We start from the raw sequence: 18,789 nt of genomic DNA, 5'->3' as shown, positions 1-18,789 counted from the left end.
TTTTATAGGGAGTTTGTGAGTCCGTTCTCCGTTTTAGCGTCAATTATGGTATAATGACCATATATAAGAATGGAGGAACGGCACTTATGTTAGCGGACCTGCATATGCATACGACCTTTTCAGATGGGGTCAATACACCAGAGGAACTTGTACGGGAAGCAGAAAAAGCTCACCTATGCGCCATGGCCATTACCGACCATGATAATACCCTTGCCTATGATGAAGCAAAAAAGGTCATCGATGCGCGCCAGGATGGCATCCATCTGATCCGGGGTGTTGAGATGGATACGGATTATAAAGGAAAGGATGTCCATGTTCTAGGGTTCCACTTTGATCCTGCCGTCCCAATTTTCCAGCAGGCCCTTGCCTGGAACCGCAGCGGAAGGGTGGAACGGGTCATGAAGATCATTGAAAAAATCCAATCCCTGGGATATGAGCTTTCCTTTCAGGAAGTAAAGAGGGAAGCAGCAGGCGCCCATAGCCTTGGGCGTCCCCATATTGCCCGCGTTCTCGTCAAAAAGGGGTATTTTCCAACCGTAAAGGACGTTTTTGATACGCTCATCGCGGCAGGAAAACCAGCTTATCTCCGTCAGGTCAAGATGAGTCCCTTCGAGGCTGCCCGGATCATCCACAAAGCCGGTGGAATTGCCGTCCTTGCTCATCCGGCAGAGATTGAAAATCTTTCCTATGTAGAGGAAATCCTTCATAGCGGGGTCATGGATGGGATGGAAGTCTTCCACCCGTCCGTTCTGCAGGAAAAAAACAAACATGATTGGCTTGCCATCGCGAAAAAGTATCATCTCATGGTCAGCGGCGGAAGCGACCTACATGGCAATCCGGGGCGGTTTCCCATGCACTTAGGGGAATTTTCGATTCCGTATGATGCAGTATCGGAGATTGTCACATACCCTCAAAACAGGGGGAATGCAAAATGAAAGTGATTGCTTTTACAGGCCCAAGTGGAACCGGCAAAAGTTTTCGTGCCATCAGTGTGGCGCACCAGCATGGCTGTGATGGCATCATCGATGATGGATTGCTTATTGAAGGCACAAAGATTTTAGCAGGAAAATCGGCCAAGACCGAACAGAATAAAGTGCAGGCGGTCAAACGGGCTATTTTTATGGAAAAGGACCACTGCGATGAGGTCAAGGAAGCTATTCAGCATAGCCGGATTAGCTGTCTGCTTGTCATTGGAACCAGTGACAAAATGGCGGTAACCATTTGCAAACGGCTTGCATTGCCGGTGCCTTCGGAATTTGTCCATATCCAGGATATTGCCACGACTCGGGAAATGAAAAAAGCTCGTGATACGCGCATAAAGGAAGGAAAACATATCGTTCCTGTTCCGACTATCGAACTGAAGCCGCATCTATCGGGTGTTCTTGTGGATTTACCCCATCGTCTTTTTGGCCGCAATAAGAAACACAAGGATCTGCCTGAAAAATCCATTGTCAGACCTGCCTTTAGTTACTATGGAAAGATTTCTGTGACCGATTATGTCGTCAGTGATATCGTTCGTATTGTGGTCCAGAAAAACAAGGATGTGGACCGGATTTCCGCCATCAAGGTCCGGCGTCCGGCAGATACCAATAAAGGGATGACCATTTACCTGGATTTGGTCCTGTTCTTTGGTGCCCAGATCTTTGAGGTCGTAAGGCAGCTTCAGGCTAAAATCAAGGTTAAGGTCGAAGGCATGACCAGTATGCCCGTTCGGGATATCAATGTTTCAATCAAAAGCTTGACTGTGCGCAGTGAAAAGAAAGAAGAAACCATTGCCGCCATACCTCACGAATCATAAGAGGGGGAGGGGAAGCCCTCCTTTTCTCTTTTCTCTAAGGAGTCTCACGTAACCATGAAGTCCAAAAAACTTCCAGAATCCGTCTTTTTGGAGCGAATCCACGCTCTTCAAAGGGACCTTTGCACTTTGGCGTCCCAGCCTGTTGAACAAAAAAATGTGAACTTTGGCGTCCAGCTCATCGTGGTCAATGGTAGGGAGCGCGCTGTTGTCACGATTTATAATGGAAAAGATGGATGGCGTCCTGTGCTTTCACAGAAAGAGGGGCCCTTCTTTGACCGAGTGAGGAATGTTGTCTTTGGCATGGACGCAGCTTCTTCAACCCCATCTGGGGAAAAAGGTGTAGGGCCTCTTTTGACCCTTTTAGGAGCGGTCAAGAAGCCTGGTGAGTTATGGGCGGGCAGCGACGAATCGGGAAAAGGTGACTATCTTGGCCCTTTGTGCGTAGCCGCCGTCATTCTTGATGAAATTGGTGCCAAAAAACTTCTTGCCCTTGGGGTTAGAGATAGTAAGACTCTCTCAGACGCGAAGATTAGGAGGCTTGCGCCGCAAGTCTATGCCATAGCCAAAGCAAGTGCCGCGGCCGCCCTTATGCCCCAGCAGTACAACGAGGAATATGAGAAGGCGCAGAACCTGAATCCGCTTTTGAGTACTTATCACATTGGGGCCATTATGACTGTCCTTAAAAAAGTTCCGGAATGTCATTTTGCCCTGGTTGACCAATTTACCCGGTCTCCTTACATCAAAAATGAGCTGGAAAGAGCGGTTCCTGGTCTTTCTGTTTATTCTCATACGAAGGGAGAAGCGGATATGGCCGTGGCGGCAGCCTCAATTCTAGCTCGTTCCCTGTTTCTCAAGAAGATGGAGGAGTTATCCCAGGAGGCTGGTTTTGAACTTCCTTTTGGAGGCGGCGCCCAGGCAACACGAGCTGCAGAAAAAATCATCCAGCAGGAAGGGCGAGAACGCCTTGGCCATTACGCCAAACTGCATTTTGCCAATACAAAGAATATCAAGGGATAGCTCCTTGTCTGTTTTCTTGTTCTCTAACCTATGATATAATAAGAGGGTTATGTAGCACTCATCACTTTCGTGAAATTTTGATGGGAAGGTCTTTCCATGAATAAACAAATTTTTCGCATGCTTCTCGTCCTCTTTTTTGTCGTTGTCTGTGTCTCCGCCGGCGTCATCTATTTTACCTTTGATCGCAGGGCCTTGGATTATCTGACGACATTTCGTCCGCAGTACGCCCTGCTGGCCCTTTTCCTTCTCGGTGTAGGTCTTTTCTTTGACGGGACACGACTTATTACGCTGACTCATCTTTCTGATGAAAAGATGGACTATAAGCACGTGTTCAATGTTGTCTTCAGCAACTATTTTCTGGCCCTTTTGACCCCGGGCCAAGGAGGCGGCGGGATTGCCCAGCTGATGTTCATGAAAAAAGCGGGCGTTTCAGTTGCTAAATCAACCTTGATCATCATTGTCAGGACCGTTATGTCCATTTTGTTTCTTTTTCTCACTGTGCCAGTTGTCTTTTATTTTGATCCGAGTCTTGTGAGCTGGATGCCGCCCAGCGTCATTGCCCTCGTTTGTGCCTTCTTTATTTTTGCACCTGGCATGCTGATTTACTGTATCGTTACAGGACGCTTTGAAAAATGGCTGGTTCGGTTCTGCCGCCGCTTTTCCCCAAAGGTTCAGGAAGCGGTCTTTCTTTGGTACCGTGATTTCCAGCAGGCCCTGCTCCTGCTTTTCAAGAATCCCAAGCAAGTTCTTCGAGCATTTATTGAATCCGGTCTCAGCCTGCTTTTTATTTATTCGGTTGTGCCCGTTTTTATTTACGCCTTTGGCATTACCAATATTCCACTTCATATCATTATGGGACGGATGTGTCTCATCAACCTTGTTTTATACTTTACGCCGACTCCCGGCGGTACTGGGGTTGCGGAAGGGGGATTTCTGGTCCTTTTCAACTCCTTGCTTCCAGCGGGTGTGGCCGGTGTAGTGGCCGTTATGTGGCGCTTTTTCTGTGAATATATTCCCTTTACGATTGGGGCCATCGTCACAATCAAAAGTTTTGGCCTTGATGTGTTGACGCAGATTCGGAGGAGGAACATCGACTGATGAAAAAAATCCTAGTGACCGGTGGGGCAGGTTTCATTGGATCCCACATCTTGGAAAAATGCAGTGAAGTTCCTGGACTTTCCGTAACTGTCCTGGATAATCTCTCTTCAGGATTCAAGGAATATGTCCCTCTTTCGATGAATTTGGTGCAAATGGACGTGCGGGATAAAGCATTGATTGATTTCCTGCTACAGGAAAAGTTTGATACAGTCATCCACCTAGCTGCCCAAACCTTGGTGCCTTTTTCCATGGAATATCCTTTGGTTGATGCGGACATCAACATCAAAGGGCTAATTAATCTATTGGAAGGCTGCCGCAAGAGCGGTGTCAAGCGAATCATCTTTTCATCGAGTGCGGCCGTCTATGGGGATAATCAGCATCTTCCCCTTACGGAAAAGGAAATCCCAGCGCCGACTTCTTTCTACGGTCTATCCAAGGTGACGGCAGAATCCTACATTCGTCTCTACTGCTTACTTTACGGGATGCATGGAATCATCCTGCGATTTGCCAATGTCTATGGCGAGCGGCAGGGAGAAACGGGTGAGGGCGGTGTCATCAGTATTTTTGCCCGTCTACTTCACGAACATAAGCCCCTTACCGTTTTTGGCGACGGTCAGCAGACCCGGGACTTTATTTATGTAGGTGATATTGCGGAAACAATGGTTCGTTCCCTTAGTTATGAAGGACTTGCCACGCTGAACGTTTCGACAGGATGCAAGGTTTCCCTCAATGCGCTTTTATCCGTTATGGAAAAGCTCACGGGACAGATTCCTTCAGTACAATATGGACCGAGGAGGAAAGGGGATATCCGTGATTCGGTTTTATCCCATGAAGCCCTTCAAAAAGAACTCGGACCTATGACATTTACTTCACTTCAGGATGGCCTTTCCCGTACGCTTGCGTATTTTTCTACCCATCCGTAAGGAGGGATTTTCTTGAAAAAGATTATCATGGTCCTATTGGCGGTCAGTCTCTTTTTGGTCAGCGCCTGTTATAAAAAAGAGACGGCGCCTCAACCGGCTGCAGCACCGATGCCTCAGCTGCGCCTGGCAGCTGATGAAGGACCAAATACCAATGCCCGTGCAGCGGTTGCCATCAGCCGCTTGTTGAGTCTTCATTTTGATGGCCTTGATACAAGTACCCTTTCTACGGCGGGCTCGCTGGCTTCTTTGGATCTTATGAAGCAAGGAAAAGCTGATTTGGCCATTGTTCAGCAGGACGTTGCCGAAGCAGTTTTTTCAGGAAAGGCACTCTACGAAGGAAAACCTTACCAGGATTTTCGTGAACTGTGTTATCTGGGGTCCCGCACACTGTATTTTCTGGTGCCTCGACTTTCCACCCTCTCTGATATAAGGGAGCTCAAGGATTGTAAAGTCGCAGTGGGCGCTCCTGGATCGGGCATGGAAGTTACAGTTCGTGCCTTGTTGCGTGCTGCCCATATGAAACGTCAGGATATGGTCTTTCAGTATCTTTCCGATCAAGAAGCTTTATCTGCTGTAGCTTCCGGTCGAGTCGACGCAGCTTTGGTCATGGGGGGCTTACCGGATAAGGAAATCAATGAAGCTCTCGCGGGCGGAGCCCTTCGCTTGATTCCTCTTGAGGGAGCCGCTTTTGAGGAGCTAGCTGAACGGACGGGACTGTATTTGCCAACAACAATCAAATTAGGGACATATCCTTATATGGAGGGCCCTGTTTCCACCCTTTCTGTTCCAGTCCTACTTGTAGGAACAAGCTCGCTCCCGAAGGAGAGGACCCTGGCGCTGCGAAGCTTACTCCAAAATGGGGTGGGGGAGATCAAAAAAAGCGATGTTTCCCTCCTTTCTTTTCCAAATCAGACACTTTTTACGCCCTCAGGAATTCCGTTTCCTGAAAGTTGGGAGAGCTCGGAGAAGAAGAATCCGGGCGAATCTTCTCAATAAAGAGGAGAATGGCTGATTTTCTGCGCCAATCCGTTGCAAATCTAGACGCTACAAGTTATAATGAAATACTAGGGATTAGGGGAAGGATGGTCCATATCCTTCCCTTATTCTTAACGTGATTCTGTGTTAGCAGAGTAAAACAGGAATTTTCCACGGACTGTCATCGTCCCGTGGTTGATGGGTTTTAGGATCTAAAACCCCATAATTCATAGATTATCGTACTTTTGGAAGCCTTTCAGTCTCTTTTTTGTGTTAAAGGTGAGCTGCGAGCTTTCGCTAAAAAATTGAGGAGGTGTCCCTTTTGGCAAAAGGACAACAGAAAAAAATAAGCATCATCCCTTTGGGTGGTCTTGGTGAAATTGGTAAAAATATGACCGCATTCCGTTACGGAGAGGAAATCATCCTGGTTGATGCCGGTCTTGCTTTCCCGGATGATGAAATGCTCGGGATCGATCTTGTCATTCCAAATTTTTCCTACCTTGTTGAAAACAAGGATAAGGTCAAGGCAATCTTCCTGACCCACGGTCATGAAGATCATATCGGTGCCATGCCCTATGTGATGAAGGAACTGAACTGCCCCGTTTATGGCTGCCCACTGACGCTAGGAATCCTGTCGGGCCGTCTTCGTGAAAATGGCGTTTCAGATCAAAAGTGCAAAGCGGTCAAGGCTGGGGCCACTGTTCGTGCTGGATCTTTTCGGGTCGAATTCATCCATGTGAACCATAGCATCCCCGATGCGGTATCTCTTGCAATCCATACGCCTGTGGGTACAATTGTCCATACGGGTGACTATAAATTCGATCAGACCCCTGTTGACGGCCAGCCTACGGACTTTGCACGGCTTGCCGAAATTGGAGATAAAGGCGTCCTGCTTCTGCTGGCTGATTCAACAAATATTGAACGGCCTGGATTTACGCCCAGTGAAAAGAATGTAGGAAAAACGCTCGATGAACAGTTCAGGGCTGCCAAGAACCGGATCATCGTGGCCACCTTTTCCTCCAACGTCCATCGCCTGCAGCAGGTCATTGACGCAGCTGTCATGACGCGCCGCAAGGTTGCCGTCATTGGACGCAGCATGGTCAATGTCGTCAATATTGCCAGCGAGATGGGATATCTCAAGATTCCTAAAGGTGTACTCATTGATATTGATGAAACACGCAACTATTCACCGCGTCAAATTGCCATCATTACGACGGGCAGTCAGGGGGAACCCATGAGCGCCCTTACCCGTATGAGCAATAGTGAGCATAAAAAAGTGTCCATCATGCCCGGCGATACGGTCATCATTTCCGCTACTCCGATTCCAGGAAATGAGCGCGGCGTGGGGCACACCATAGACAACCTCTATAAGCTCGGAGCGGAGGTCGTCTATGGACGGGAGCGGGGCATTCACGTTTCCGGTCACGCCAGTCAGGAAGAAATCAAGATGATGCATCGACTGATCCGTCCAAAATTTTTTATGCCGGTCCACGGTGAATACCGTCACCTCGTGCTTCATAAGAAGCTCGCTATGCAGCTTGGCATGAATAAGGATAATGTCGTCATTGCTGAAAATGGATCTGTTGTGGATGTAACTCCGAACTCCATTGGAATCAGCGGCCACGTAACAGCCGGCAAGACCCTCATCGACGGACTTGGCGTAGGCGATGTCGGCAATGTCGTTCTTCGCGACCGCCGCCAGCTCTCACAAGATGGGATTCTCATCGTTGTGGTAACTATTGATCACAGTAATTATTCCATTGCTGCTGGTCCTGATATTGTCTCCCGCGGATTTGTCTATGTCCGTGAATCGGAAGAACTCATGGAAGGCGCACGTGACCGGGTTCTCTCCACTCTTGATAAATGCCGGGAAAGCCATGTGACGGAATGGTCCAGCTTGAAGTCCGCCGTACGGGATTCCTTGGGGCGTTATCTCTTTGAAAAAACGAGACGCCGTCCCATGATTTTACCGTTGATCATGGAAGTTTAACTGTCTGATAAAATAAGGAAGGATTGCCGTGAAGAAAAAAACGCAGCCAAAGAATACAAAGAAGAGGACAAAGGCCGGGGAAAATGGTTTTTCCTACAAGCTTGAGGCCCTTGGGATCGTATATGCTGCTCTTGGCCTCTTCATGGCTGTAAGCCTTTGGTATCCCGAAGTCGGTTTTTTGGGAGATTCTGCCCATTATTTCCTGACCATGGGTCTGGGAAGGGGCGCTTTGCTTCTTCCTATCTATTTGGTGATTTTGGGGTTAGGCTATGTTGTGAATCATAAGCGTCTCCAGTTCTCCAAAAGATTCTTTTCCATCCTGCTTTTTTTGGTGTCCCTTCTTTCCCTCTGGCATGCCAGTGTGATCCCGGAAGGGGCTGAAATCCTGCCAGAATCATTACCTATCGGTGGCGGCCTCCTTGGAGGCGCCATCGTGTTTGTTTTCACAAAGATTGCAGGCCGTATTGGGACCTTTATTCTGCTCATTGCCCTGACCTTGATTTCCTTGGTCCTGACAAATCGCTTCTCCCTCAGCAAACCCTTGAAGGCAGCTGGGGAAGAGATGAAGAACGGAGCCATGACAGCCGCTCAGAAATGGAATGATTACCAAGATGCTCGCAGAAAGCGGAAACGGGAAATTTATGATCAGGAGCGGCAGGAAGAAGCACAAATAGATCAAGAGGCCCAAACCGAGGACCCTAAGCATCAGAGCATCAGTGAGATCATCAAGGGAGCCCTATCGAGTACAAAACCACTTGTTAAATTTGATAAGGATGAAATTGAGGGCACTTTGGCAGCCCAGTCACCGGCTGTGGAAAAGGAACCAGAATATGTGCCCTATGAACCTGTCATCCCACCGAATATTCCCGATGAGCCGGCAGGAACGGAGAAAGAAAAAACACAGACAGCCGTATCCAAAGCTCAGGCAGAGGGTACTGCCCTTAGCACAGTTGAACAAGCCGATGCGTCCAGCTATGAATTTCCTCCCTTGACGCTTCTTAACCCACCGCGACCTGTCAATCGAAACCATTCTCGCCAGGAAATGGAAACCCAGGGGCACATCATTGAAAAGACGCTGACCGATTTTGGTGTTAAGGCGGCCCTTGTCAATGTCACCAAAGGGCCTTCTGTTACGCGGTATGAACTGGAACCGGCTCCCGGTGTCAAGGTGAACAAGATCCAGAATCTAGCTGAAGATATTGCCTTGAAGCTTGCCGTGACGAGCGTCCGTATTGAGCCAATCCCAGGCAAGGCAGCCATTGGGATTGAGGTACCGAGCCGCTACAGTGAGGCTGTGACATTCCGTTCCATCGTGGACTGTGATGAAATCCGTAACGCCAAAGGAAAACTTTGCGTCGGTCTCGGCAAGGATATCTCCGGCCGTGTTATTGTGGCCGATCTCAGCAAGATGCCTCATTTGCTGATTGCCGGTTCTACCGGGTCTGGTAAATCCGTTTGCATCAATACCATCATTGCCAGTCTTCTTTATCGGGCCAAACCGAACGAGGTCAAACTTATCCTTGTTGACCCAAAGGTCGTAGAACTGACAAATTACAATGGCATTCCCCATCTTTTGACCCCCGTTGTTACAGGGCCTAAACAGGCCGCCTCGGCCCTTCATTGGGCTGTTGTTGAGATGGAACGGCGCTACAGCCTTTTTGCAAAAACGCAAGTGAGAAAGATTGACGACTATAACGCCGTTGTTCCTGCTGATGAAGCCCTGCCCTTTATTGTTGTCATCATCGACGAATTAAGTGACCTCATGATGGTTGCCGCCGTCGATGTAGAAGACGCAATCCTGCGTCTTGCCCAAAAGGCCCGTGCTGCTGGAATCCATTTAATCCTTGCGACACAGCGTCCGAGTGTCGACGTCCTTACGGGGACCATCAAGGCCAATATCCCTTCGCGGATTGCCTTTGCTGTATCCTCCAATACGGATAGCCGGACCATCCTTGATATGAGCGGGGCTGAAAACCTTTTGGGCCGTGGGGATATGCTTTATTTCCCGACAGGTGCCAATAAGCCAACCCGTGTCCAAGGCGCCTTCATCACCGACGAGGAATTGGGACGGATTGTTGACTTCATCAAATCTGAATCCATTCCGACCGCGTATGAGGAAGAAGTAACGACCCAAGCCCTATCAGAAGATAAGAAAAAGCATGCTGCTGGGGAAGGGGAGGACGAGGCTGAGGACGACTTATTTGAAGATGCCTTGCGTCTTGTTGTTTCTACCCACCAGGCATCCAGTTCCATGCTCCAGCGAAAGTTCCGTATCGGCTATACCCGTGCCGCCCGGCTTGTAGATATGATGGAAGAAAAGGGAATTGTAGGTCCCAGTGAAGGGAGCAAGCCCCGCAGTCTCATAATGAGTGAGACTGCCATTGCGGAACGTTTCTTTACCAAGAACCCAAAGAAAGAGGCTGACTTTTCATGAAGCATATTGGAGAATACCTAAAGCAGCGGAGATGCGAAAAAAATATAACTCTGGAGGAAGTGGCATCCCAGACTGGCATCCGGGAGCAATATCTTACCGCTCTCGAATCCGGTGATTTTGAGAAGATTCCTGGAGATGTGTTTATCAAAGGGTTTATCCGGAATTACGGCAACTTCCTTGAAGAAAATGGCAATGATCTTGTCGAAGCTTACACAAAGGGCCTTGCCACACCAGAAGCCCTGCATGAACCCTTGAAGGCAGCTCCTTCGGATGTAAAAGAACAGCCCGAAGTCCTGCAGGAGCCCGCTTCTTCCCCTGCTTCCACAGCAGATGCCACGCCCGAAAACGACGAAGAGCGCACCATGGTTGTGACCCCTTCCATGATGGAAGAGGCGAGACGCTCGTGGGAAGAAGAGGAAGCATTCGAAGAAGAACAAGAAAAGACTACCCCGAAAGTGCAGGCCGTCATCAAGGAAATCGATGATGAACCGGAACCCGATGAAAATCAAAAAGAGGAATCTGGTATCGTTAAGAAACTGCGCCATTTCATTGAAAGCATCCTGTATGAAGAAGTCGACGAGGATGATGACGAAGATGACGACGCTGACGATGAGGCGTTAGAAAACGGCGAGGATAGACAGGAAAGCCCGCTTTATGCCTATCAAAAAAAGGAACGTCAAGACAATCGGAAGGGTGTCAGTGCCTATCTAAATATTCGGATCTTCGGCATTGTATTTGCCATTTTCTTTGGGATCTTCTGTGTAGTCATGGCTTATTTCCTGTTTGGCGGCAAGACCATGCCGGAAATCCCTGCTACGACGAGTCTATCTGACAGTGTAAAGAGTGAAAATTCTTCAACCAGGAAGGCGGAAGAAGCAAAAAAAGAAGAGAAACAGCCGGAGACAAAGGAAGAAAAAAAGGGGGACACCAAAGCCTTTGGAAAAGAACAGAAAAATGGGGTCACGGTAACAGTTACGTATAATAAACCCGTCTGGACGGAAGCCGATATTGACGGTAAACGTGTGGAAACGGCTACGGTCAGTGCTGGGTCGACAAGAACGTACAATGGAAAATCCACTGTTAAACTGAGTTTCGGCAGTATTCGAGACGTATCCATCAAGGTCAACGGAAAAGACTATAAATTGAAGGATACAGAGTGGGGGACCATGAGCAAGACTTTCCGTGCCCAGTAAATAAAGAGAGGAGTCCAAGTTGAAAATAGGAGTTGTAAGCCTAGGATGCCCTAAGAACCTCGTTGATTCTGAGGTCATGATGGGACTTATCCGTGACCGTAAATGGGAACTGACTAATGATCCATCCCATGCCGACATCATTATCGTCAATACCTGCGGTTTCATCGAAAGTGCCAAAACCGAATCCATCAATACCATCCTGCAGATGGCAGAATATAAGAAAATAGATTCCCATCGTAAACTCATTATGACGGGCTGCTTGGGTCAGCGTTATGCCCACGAACTTTTTGAACAGATGCCCGAAGTGGATGCAATTATCGGAACAGAATGTTATGATGCCATTGGGTCGGTCATTGATCGCGTGGAAAAGGGAGAGCGTTTTGTGCTGCTTGAAGCGCCTAAGCAATACTCCCAGCCTAAGAGCCGCGTCCTTTCCACTCCGCAATATACAGCTTATGTGAAGATTGCCGAAGGCTGCAGCAATCGCTGCTCCTATTGTGCTATTCCAAAAATACGGGGACCATATCGCAGTCGACCCTATGAGGAAATTGTAGAAGAAGTAAAATCCTTGGTTCAGCAGGGTACGCGGGAAGTTATCCTTGTTGCGCAAGATACGACGCAGTACGGGATTGATTTATACCACAAACTGCGTCTTTCCGAACTTTTGCGTGACCTGAATGAGATCCCTGCCTTAACATGGATCCGCATCCTATACTGTTATCCCGAATCCTTTTCTGATGAACTCATAGAGACCATGGCCCAATGCAAGAAGGTTTGCCACTATGTTGACCTTCCGCTGCAGCACGCTAGCAATTCTCTTTTAAAGACCATGCGCCGTAGGGATACGCGGGAACAGGTTGAAATGCTCCTTGCTAAACTTCGCAACAGGATGCCTGACATCTGCCTGCGGACGACTTTTATTGTCGGCTTTCCAGGAGAAACTGAAGCGCAATTCGAGGAACTCCTTGACTTTGCTCAAAAAGAACACTTCCAATGCGCAGGTGTCTTTACCTATTCACAGGAAGAGGAAACCGAGGCAGGTGCCATGAAAAACCAGATCGATGAAGCAACCAAACAGGAACGCTATCATCGCTTGATGGCACTGCAAGCCAAGATTTCTGAGGAAATCCAACAGGAACGGGAAGGAAAGGTCCTGACAGTTCTTGTGGAGGGACATGATGAAAAAAATCCGGACCTTGCTGTGGCGCGGTCCTATGCGGAAGCTCCTGATATTGACGGTAAGATCTTTATTGAAGGTGCCAAGGGACTTCGGGTAGGGGACTTTGTCAACGTCCAGATCGATCAAGGCTTTACGTATGAGGCTGTTTCTCACCTCGTAAAGGAGTGAATGTTCTGTGGATGTAGAAATCATCAGTACGGGAACGGAACTTTTATTGGGGGATATCCTTAATACGAGTTTCCAGCTCCTGTCAAGAACCCTGAATGACGCCGGTTTCAGTGTCCTTTATCAATCAACGGTGGGAGATAATCAAAAGCGCCTTTTAGCTGCCCTTTCCATTGCGCAAACGCGTGCCCAGATCATCATCCTTACGGGCGGCTTAGGCCCCACAAGAGGCGATATTACAGCTCAGACCGTTGCCGATTTTCTTGGCCGTCCCCTTGTGCTGAGTGAGGAATGGCTGAAAAAGATGGAGGCTTATTTTGCCTCTCGCGGACTTGTCATGAGCCCCAATAACCGGAAACAGGCCTATGTACCGGAAGGGGCGGTCATTTTCAATAATGATGTGGGAACCGCACCGGGTATGGCGATTGAAACAAATGGCGGCAAGGTTTTAATCCTGCTGCCAGGACCGCCTGAAGAAACTAAGTTCGTCCTTGAAAACGAGATGATGCCTTACCTTCGCCAGAAATTCCAAAGTCAAGGGATCATCCATTCCCGCATTCTTCATCTAAAAGGGTTGACCGAATCCATGACAGCCGAAAAACTTGATGACATTATCATGGCACAGACCAATCCGACAGTGGCACTATACGCGCGCCGCGGTGAAATCCTTGTACGGATCACAGCAAAAGCTGCAAGTCTGGAAGATTGTATGGCACTCATTCACAACGAGGAGACCAAGATCCGTGCCAAAGTTGGAGAATATATTTACGGAACTGACTATGAGACTTTGGGGGAAGCACTGGGAAAGTTGCTGCGTGCTAAGGGCATGACCATCGCTTTTGCAGAATCCTGCACGGGAGGGCTTGCCTCAAGTCTGGTGACCGATGTACCGGGAAGTTCGGAATACCTCATTGGTTCCGTTGTTTCCTATACCAATCAGGTCAAACATGAGATCCTGGGCGTTCCCCAGGAAACGCTCGATACGTATACGGCGGTATCCAAGGAAACGGCGATTGCTATGGCTGAAGGGGTGCGCCGTTTAATGCGCAGCGATATTGGTGTCAGTATTACAGGGATTGCAGGTCCTACAGGCGGTTCACCGGACAAACCGGTAGGACTGGTTTATGAAGCCTGTGCAACAAAGCATGGCACGGTTGTACAGGAACTTCGCTATCGGGCTTCGCGCACGACCGTCAAACTCCGTGCAGCAATGAACGCCATGGCCCTTGCCATGGATGAAGCTAAGAAATGAATCGTGCCAAACAAGTATGTTAGGAGAACCTATGACAGAACCAACAATTACGACCTTTGAAGACCTGAACCTTGACAAAAAGATTCTCTCTGCCCTGAAAGACATGGGCTTTGAGGAACCGTCACCCATCCAGAAAGGGGCCATTCCCCTTGCACTTGAAGGGGATGATATCATCGGACAGGCTCAAACCGGTACGGGCAAGACAGCGGCTTTCGGCATTCCCATCATCCAATCCATTGATGAAAAGAATCGCCATGTCCAGGCCTTGGTCATGTCCCCAACACGGGAACTATGCATCCAGGTGGCAGAAGAAATCAGCAACATTGGCCGGCTGAAGCGTGTCCATGTCCTGCCTGTATATGGCGGACAGCCGATTGAACGCCAGATTCGGAGCCTGAAACATGGCGTCCAGGTCGTTATTGGGACCCCGGGCCGCCTTTTGGATCATTTGCGCCGCGGCACCATCAGTTTGGACCATATCCACTTCCTCGTCCTTGATGAAGCGGATGAAATGCTTGATATGGGGTTCATTGAAGATATTGAGACCATCATCAAGGAAGTTCCGCCAGAACGGCAGACCATGCTTTTTTCAGCGACGATGCCCCGTCCAATCTTGAGCATCAGTAAAAAGTACATGCGGACACCAAAGGTGGTAGCCATCCACAAGGAAATTGTGACGGCTCCGACCATTGATCAATATTATTATGAAACGCGCGATAAAGTGGATGGTCTGTGCCGAATCCTTGATACGACAGATGACTGCAAGATGATCATTTTCTGCCGCACCAAGAAAGGCGTGGATGAACTGGTCATTGCCCTTGCCACCCGTGGCTATGAGGCGGAAGGCCTCCATGGAGACCTGAGCCAGACGCAGCGTGATCGGGTAATGAAGAAATTCCGTCAAGATCAGGTTGATATCCTTGTTGCAACAGATGTAGCGGCCCGCGGTATTGATATTGACAATATCACCCACGTGGTGAATTTCGATGTTCCCCAGGATCCGGAAAGCTACGTCCACCGCATTGGCCGTACTGGTCGCGCCGGCAATACCGGCGTCGCCTTGACCTTTATCACTCCTCGTGAATTCCGTCAGTTAAAGCTCATTGAACGAAGCGTAAAGACGAAAATTATCCGCGGCCAGCTTCCGACCGATGCCAATGTCCTTGAAAAACAGCGGGAACAAATCATTTCCAAAATGCAGAGCATTCTTGAACAAAATCAATATCATGATTATCTGCCTATTGCAGAAGCCCTGGAAAATGATTATGACATTCATGATATTGCGGCGGCCGCTATCAAATTCATGCAGGAAGGAAATAAAGCTTTGGAAGAGCCCCAGACTGCGGATGCGCTGCCTGAAGCTCTTGCCAACACGGGGGCTCGCCCCGGCATGGTTAGACTATTTATCAACATCGGCCGCAGTGCCAAAGTCACGGTACGGGATATCATCCAAAGCATTGCCATCGAAGCCGAGATTCCAGCAAAATCGATTGGCCGCATCAGCATCTATGACAAATTCAGTTTTGTTGAAGTTCCTGCCGACTCAGCAGAAAAAGTCATGGCCGTGATGCATAAAAATACCATTCGCGGATTCCGCGTCAACATGGAGCCCGCTAAAGCACGGAGATAAGCACCATGGATAACATCGTCTACGGGAAGACGGAGGGAATTAAAAAACGGGTCTTGGAGCAGCTTCAATCGCTCTACAACCTGCATCTTGATCAGGGCCAGCTCATTTCGGAGGAACTGGCCCTCCTTCTGCGTGATATTTCGGAATCCATTGGACGCGAAGTCTCTGTCTATGTGGACCGCAAAGGAATAATTTCCAGTGTTTCAGTTGGCAGTGATCATGCAGTTTCCCTTCAGGATACGGGAAGCCGGCGTTCTCTGTGGCGTTTGTCAGGAATCACTGCAATCCATACTCATCCGTCCGGCACATCGCGCTTAAGTGGGGTAGATATTTCCACACTTAAAAATTTGCGTCTTGACGGCATGGCGGCTCTTGCTTGGAAAGATGCGGAAGCGATGCCCCTTCTTTCTTTAGGCCTGATTACAGACCTTACTGATGATGGAGTGCCAGTTGCCGAGGAATTTGGACCTTATTCTGCCAAAGAAGCTGCCTGTATTCCTTATGGAACGCTCTTGCAGACGATTGAACGAATTTTAGGAAAAAAGACACGCAGCGAAAAAACGGGAAAAGAAGTAGAACGAGCCATGCTGGTTTCCCTTCATTGGGGAGAGGATCGTTCTCGCTATTGTGTTGAAGATTCCGTTGAAGAATTGGCACAGCTAGCAGAAACGGCAGGGGCCATTGTCGCAGCTAAATTTATCCAGTCCCGTCCCAAACCAGATCCAGTATTTTTTATTGGAAAGGGGAAAGTTGAGGAAATGGCCCTTTTTGCTCAACAGGAAGATATTGATTTATGCCTTGTTGACGATGACCTCTCTCCGGCCCAGCAACGCAACCTGGAACAAGCGTTAGGTGTCCGGATCATTGATCGAACAGGCCTTATCCTTGACATCTTTGCCAAACGGGCCAGAACCAGTGAAGGTAAGCTTCAAGTGGAACTGGCTCAACTGCAGTATCTTCTGCCCCGCATCATGGGGCAGGGCGCCAGTTTGTCTCGCTTGGGCGGCGGCATCGGAACAAGGGGCCCTGGCGAAACTAAACTTGAAGTGGACCGCCGGCGGATCCGTGACCGTATCGGATTTTTAGAAGCCCAGATTGAAAAGATGAAGGGGGCACGCCGGACGCAGCAGAAAGCCCGGGAAAAAAGCAGGATCAAACAAGTCTGCCTTGTGGGCTATACGAACGCAGGTAAATCTTCCCTTCTGAATGCCCTTACCCATTCAGAAATCTATGCAGAAGATCAACTTTTTGCAACGCTTGATCCAACAACGCGGCAACTCAGCCTGCCCAATAAGGAAGTTTGTACCTTGACAGATACGGTCGGCTTCATTCAACGCCTGCCGCATCAATTAGTGGCCGCTTTTCGTTCGACGCTCGAAGTCGTAAAAGGGGCAGATCTCCTGCTCCATGTGATCGATGTGAGCCATGAACTTCACGAGAAACAGGAGGAAGCGGTGCTAAGCGTCTTAAAGGAACTTGGTGTAACAGATACACCAATCCTGACCGTCTACAATAAGATCGATAAGCTGCCGGATCATGAGGGGCTAAAAAAGCGGCTTGATCGAGAGGAATCCCTCGCCATTTCTGCCCGCTCTGGAGAAGGAATCCCCGCCCTTATTGAAAAGATTGCAAGCTTTCTCAATGAAGGAAAGACGGAAGTGACCCTGCTGATTCCTTATACAGAAACAAAGCTCTCGGCTCAGCTTCACGAAAAAGCAACGGTCCTATCCGAAAGTTACGGGGAAAAGGGAGCCCTTATGAAAGTCCGTTTGGATAAACATGATGTAAAGCACTATGCCCCTTATCTAAAGGAGGAAACATAAAACATGATCAATTGGGATGAAATCGAAGAGAAAGCCTTGCTTGAGGTGCAAAAGACGAGCTTTATCCATGAAAAGGCTGCCCTTCTCAACACTCGTAAGGTCCTTAAAGCATTCCGTAATCATCAAGTAGCCGATTATTACCTGAAACCAAGCACGGGCTACGCCTATTCTGATACGGGAAGGGATGAACTGGATGGAATCTATGCGGAACTCTTCGGCACGGAAGCAGCCCTTGTAAGAAGTCAATTCGTTTCTGGTACCCATGCTCTTGCCGTTGCTTTATTAGGTGTTTTAAAGCCGGGAGATGAGCTGATTGGAGCCACGGGAGAGCCCTATGACACGATGCAGACCATCATTGGTTCCCCCATCAAGACCCCGGGCTCCCTAGTCAATCAGGGTATTAGCTATCACGAAATCCCCATGATTGCCAATCATCCCAACATCGACGCCATTGTGGCCGCAATTACCGACAAGACCCGGATGGTCCACGTACAGCGTTCCTGCGGCTACAGCAGCGTCCGCAAAACACTGACTGTCGATGAAATCGGAGAAATCTTCAGTGCAGTCAAACGGGTTAAGCCTGATATCATCTGCTTTGTCGATAACTGCTATGGTGAATTTATCGAAGATAAAGAACCAACCCAAGTCGGTGCTGACCTCATGGCCGGTTCCCTCATCAAGAACCTAGGCGGCGGTATTGCTCCGACCGGCGGTTATATCGTGGGACGCAAGGATCTTGTCGAACTTGCTTCCTATCGTCTCACGGCGCCAGGATTAGGCGGAGAAATGGGAGCAACGCTTGGGGATACGGCCCGTGAATTTTATGAAGGCCTGTTTTTTGCGCCTCATGTAGTCCTTCAGGCCATCAAGACTTCGATTTTTGCGGCTTCCGTATTCCAGAATCTCGGATTCGAAGTGTCTCCGCTACCAGAAGAACGCCGCAGCGATATCATCCAAACGATTACCCTAAAAACCAAGGAAAATCTCTGCCGCTTTTGTGAGGCCATTCAGGCAAGTTCTCCCGTTGATGCCCATGTAACACCTGTACCCAGCCATTTGCCGGGCTATCAGGATGAAGTCATCATGGCTGCCGGCACCTTCGTCCAAGGGGCTTCCATAGAACTGAGTGCTGATGCCCCTGTGCGCGAACCCTTTACGGTATACCTTCAAGGGGGCCTGACTTTTGAACACGGTCACATTGCCATTATGGAAGCAGCAAGAAAAATCATGGATAAATAATCGTGCAGCGGCAATTGATTCATAGATTGTGGATAAAAGTAAAATAGGAGAGGGGAGGGATAGAAAAATCGG

Annotated in this window: 14 protein-coding genes; all 14 read left to right on the top strand. The window is 48.8% G+C overall.

Annotation, left to right across the window (positions count from 1 at the left end; genetic code table 11):
- Positions 1-86: 86 nt before the first annotated feature.
- The 14 genes from HMPREF1246_RS04080 (at position 87) to HMPREF1246_RS04015 (ending at position 18,717) form a co-directional block, all read left to right on the top strand.
- Complete coding sequence (locus tag HMPREF1246_RS04080; RefSeq protein WP_009015250.1) at positions 87-935, top strand: PHP domain-containing protein; 849 nt, start codon at positions 87-89, stop codon at positions 933-935.
- A complete protein-coding gene (locus HMPREF1246_RS04075) occupies positions 932-1,798 on the top strand; it encodes an Asp23/Gls24 family envelope stress response protein (protein ID WP_021736786.1) in 867 nt (288 codons plus the stop codon). The genes HMPREF1246_RS04080 and HMPREF1246_RS04075 overlap by 4 nt, the downstream gene beginning before the upstream one ends.
- A 54-nt stretch (positions 1,799-1,852) precedes the next feature.
- Entirely contained in the window at positions 1,853-2,815 is a 963-nt protein-coding gene (gene rnhC, locus HMPREF1246_RS04070; RefSeq protein ID WP_021736787.1) for a ribonuclease HIII, read from the top strand.
- A 96-nt stretch (positions 2,816-2,911) separates the two neighbouring features.
- Entirely contained in the window at positions 2,912-3,913 is a 1,002-nt protein-coding gene (locus tag HMPREF1246_RS04065) for a lysylphosphatidylglycerol synthase transmembrane domain-containing protein (protein WP_014128458.1), read from the top strand.
- Positions 3,913-4,836 carry an NAD-dependent epimerase/dehydratase family protein gene (locus HMPREF1246_RS04060; RefSeq protein WP_009016285.1) on the top strand — a complete coding sequence of 308 codons (924 nt, stop codon included), beginning with the start codon at positions 3,913-3,915 and terminating at the stop codon, positions 4,834-4,836. Before HMPREF1246_RS04065 ends, HMPREF1246_RS04060 begins: the two co-directional genes overlap by 1 nt.
- A 12-nt stretch (positions 4,837-4,848) precedes the next feature.
- Complete coding sequence (locus HMPREF1246_RS04055) at positions 4,849-5,832, top strand: TAXI family TRAP transporter solute-binding subunit (protein WP_021736788.1); 984 nt, start codon at positions 4,849-4,851, stop codon at positions 5,830-5,832.
- A gap of 292 nt (positions 5,833-6,124) precedes the next feature.
- A complete protein-coding gene (locus HMPREF1246_RS04050; protein WP_009016287.1) occupies positions 6,125-7,801 on the top strand; it encodes a ribonuclease J in 1,677 nt (558 codons plus the stop codon).
- Positions 7,802-7,829: 28 nt separating this feature from the next.
- On the top strand, positions 7,830-10,235 hold the full coding sequence (locus HMPREF1246_RS04045; RefSeq protein ID WP_009016288.1) for a DNA translocase FtsK: 2,406 nt from the start codon (positions 7,830-7,832) through the stop codon (positions 10,233-10,235).
- Complete coding sequence (locus HMPREF1246_RS04040) at positions 10,232-11,428, top strand: helix-turn-helix domain-containing protein (RefSeq protein ID WP_009016289.1); 1,197 nt, start codon at positions 10,232-10,234, stop codon at positions 11,426-11,428. Before HMPREF1246_RS04045 ends, HMPREF1246_RS04040 begins: the two co-directional genes overlap by 4 nt.
- A gap of 19 nt (positions 11,429-11,447) precedes the next feature.
- Positions 11,448-12,776, top strand: a complete 1,329-nt coding sequence (gene rimO, locus HMPREF1246_RS04035; RefSeq protein ID WP_009016290.1) for a 30S ribosomal protein S12 methylthiotransferase RimO — start codon at positions 11,448-11,450, stop codon at positions 12,774-12,776.
- 7 nt (positions 12,777-12,783) lie between these two features.
- The gene (locus HMPREF1246_RS04030; RefSeq protein ID WP_009016291.1) at positions 12,784-14,025 is read left to right on the top strand and encodes a competence/damage-inducible protein A; all 1,242 of its coding nucleotides are present in this window, start codon (positions 12,784-12,786) and stop codon (positions 14,023-14,025) included.
- Positions 14,026-14,056: 31 nt separating this feature from the next.
- Entirely contained in the window at positions 14,057-15,655 is a 1,599-nt protein-coding gene (locus tag HMPREF1246_RS04025; RefSeq protein WP_021736777.1) for a DEAD/DEAH box helicase, read from the top strand.
- Between the two features lie 5 nt (positions 15,656-15,660).
- Positions 15,661-17,478: a GTPase HflX gene (gene hflX, locus HMPREF1246_RS04020; RefSeq protein ID WP_021736776.1), complete on the top strand. Its 1,818-nt coding sequence runs from the start codon at positions 15,661-15,663 to the stop codon at positions 17,476-17,478.
- A 3-nt stretch (positions 17,479-17,481) separates the two neighbouring features.
- Positions 17,482-18,717, top strand: a complete 1,236-nt coding sequence (locus tag HMPREF1246_RS04015; protein ID WP_021736793.1) for a methionine gamma-lyase family protein — start codon at positions 17,482-17,484, stop codon at positions 18,715-18,717.
- The last annotated feature ends 72 nt before the right edge of the window (positions 18,718-18,789 follow it).

Origin of the sequence: Acidaminococcus sp. BV3L6, from assembly GCF_000468835.1 — a bacterium.
Taxonomy (GTDB): Bacteria; Bacillota; Negativicutes; order Acidaminococcales; family Acidaminococcaceae; genus Acidaminococcus; species Acidaminococcus intestini.
The sequence above is the reverse complement of the archived record's forward strand: the minus strand, read 5'-3'. Positions and strand labels throughout refer to the sequence as shown.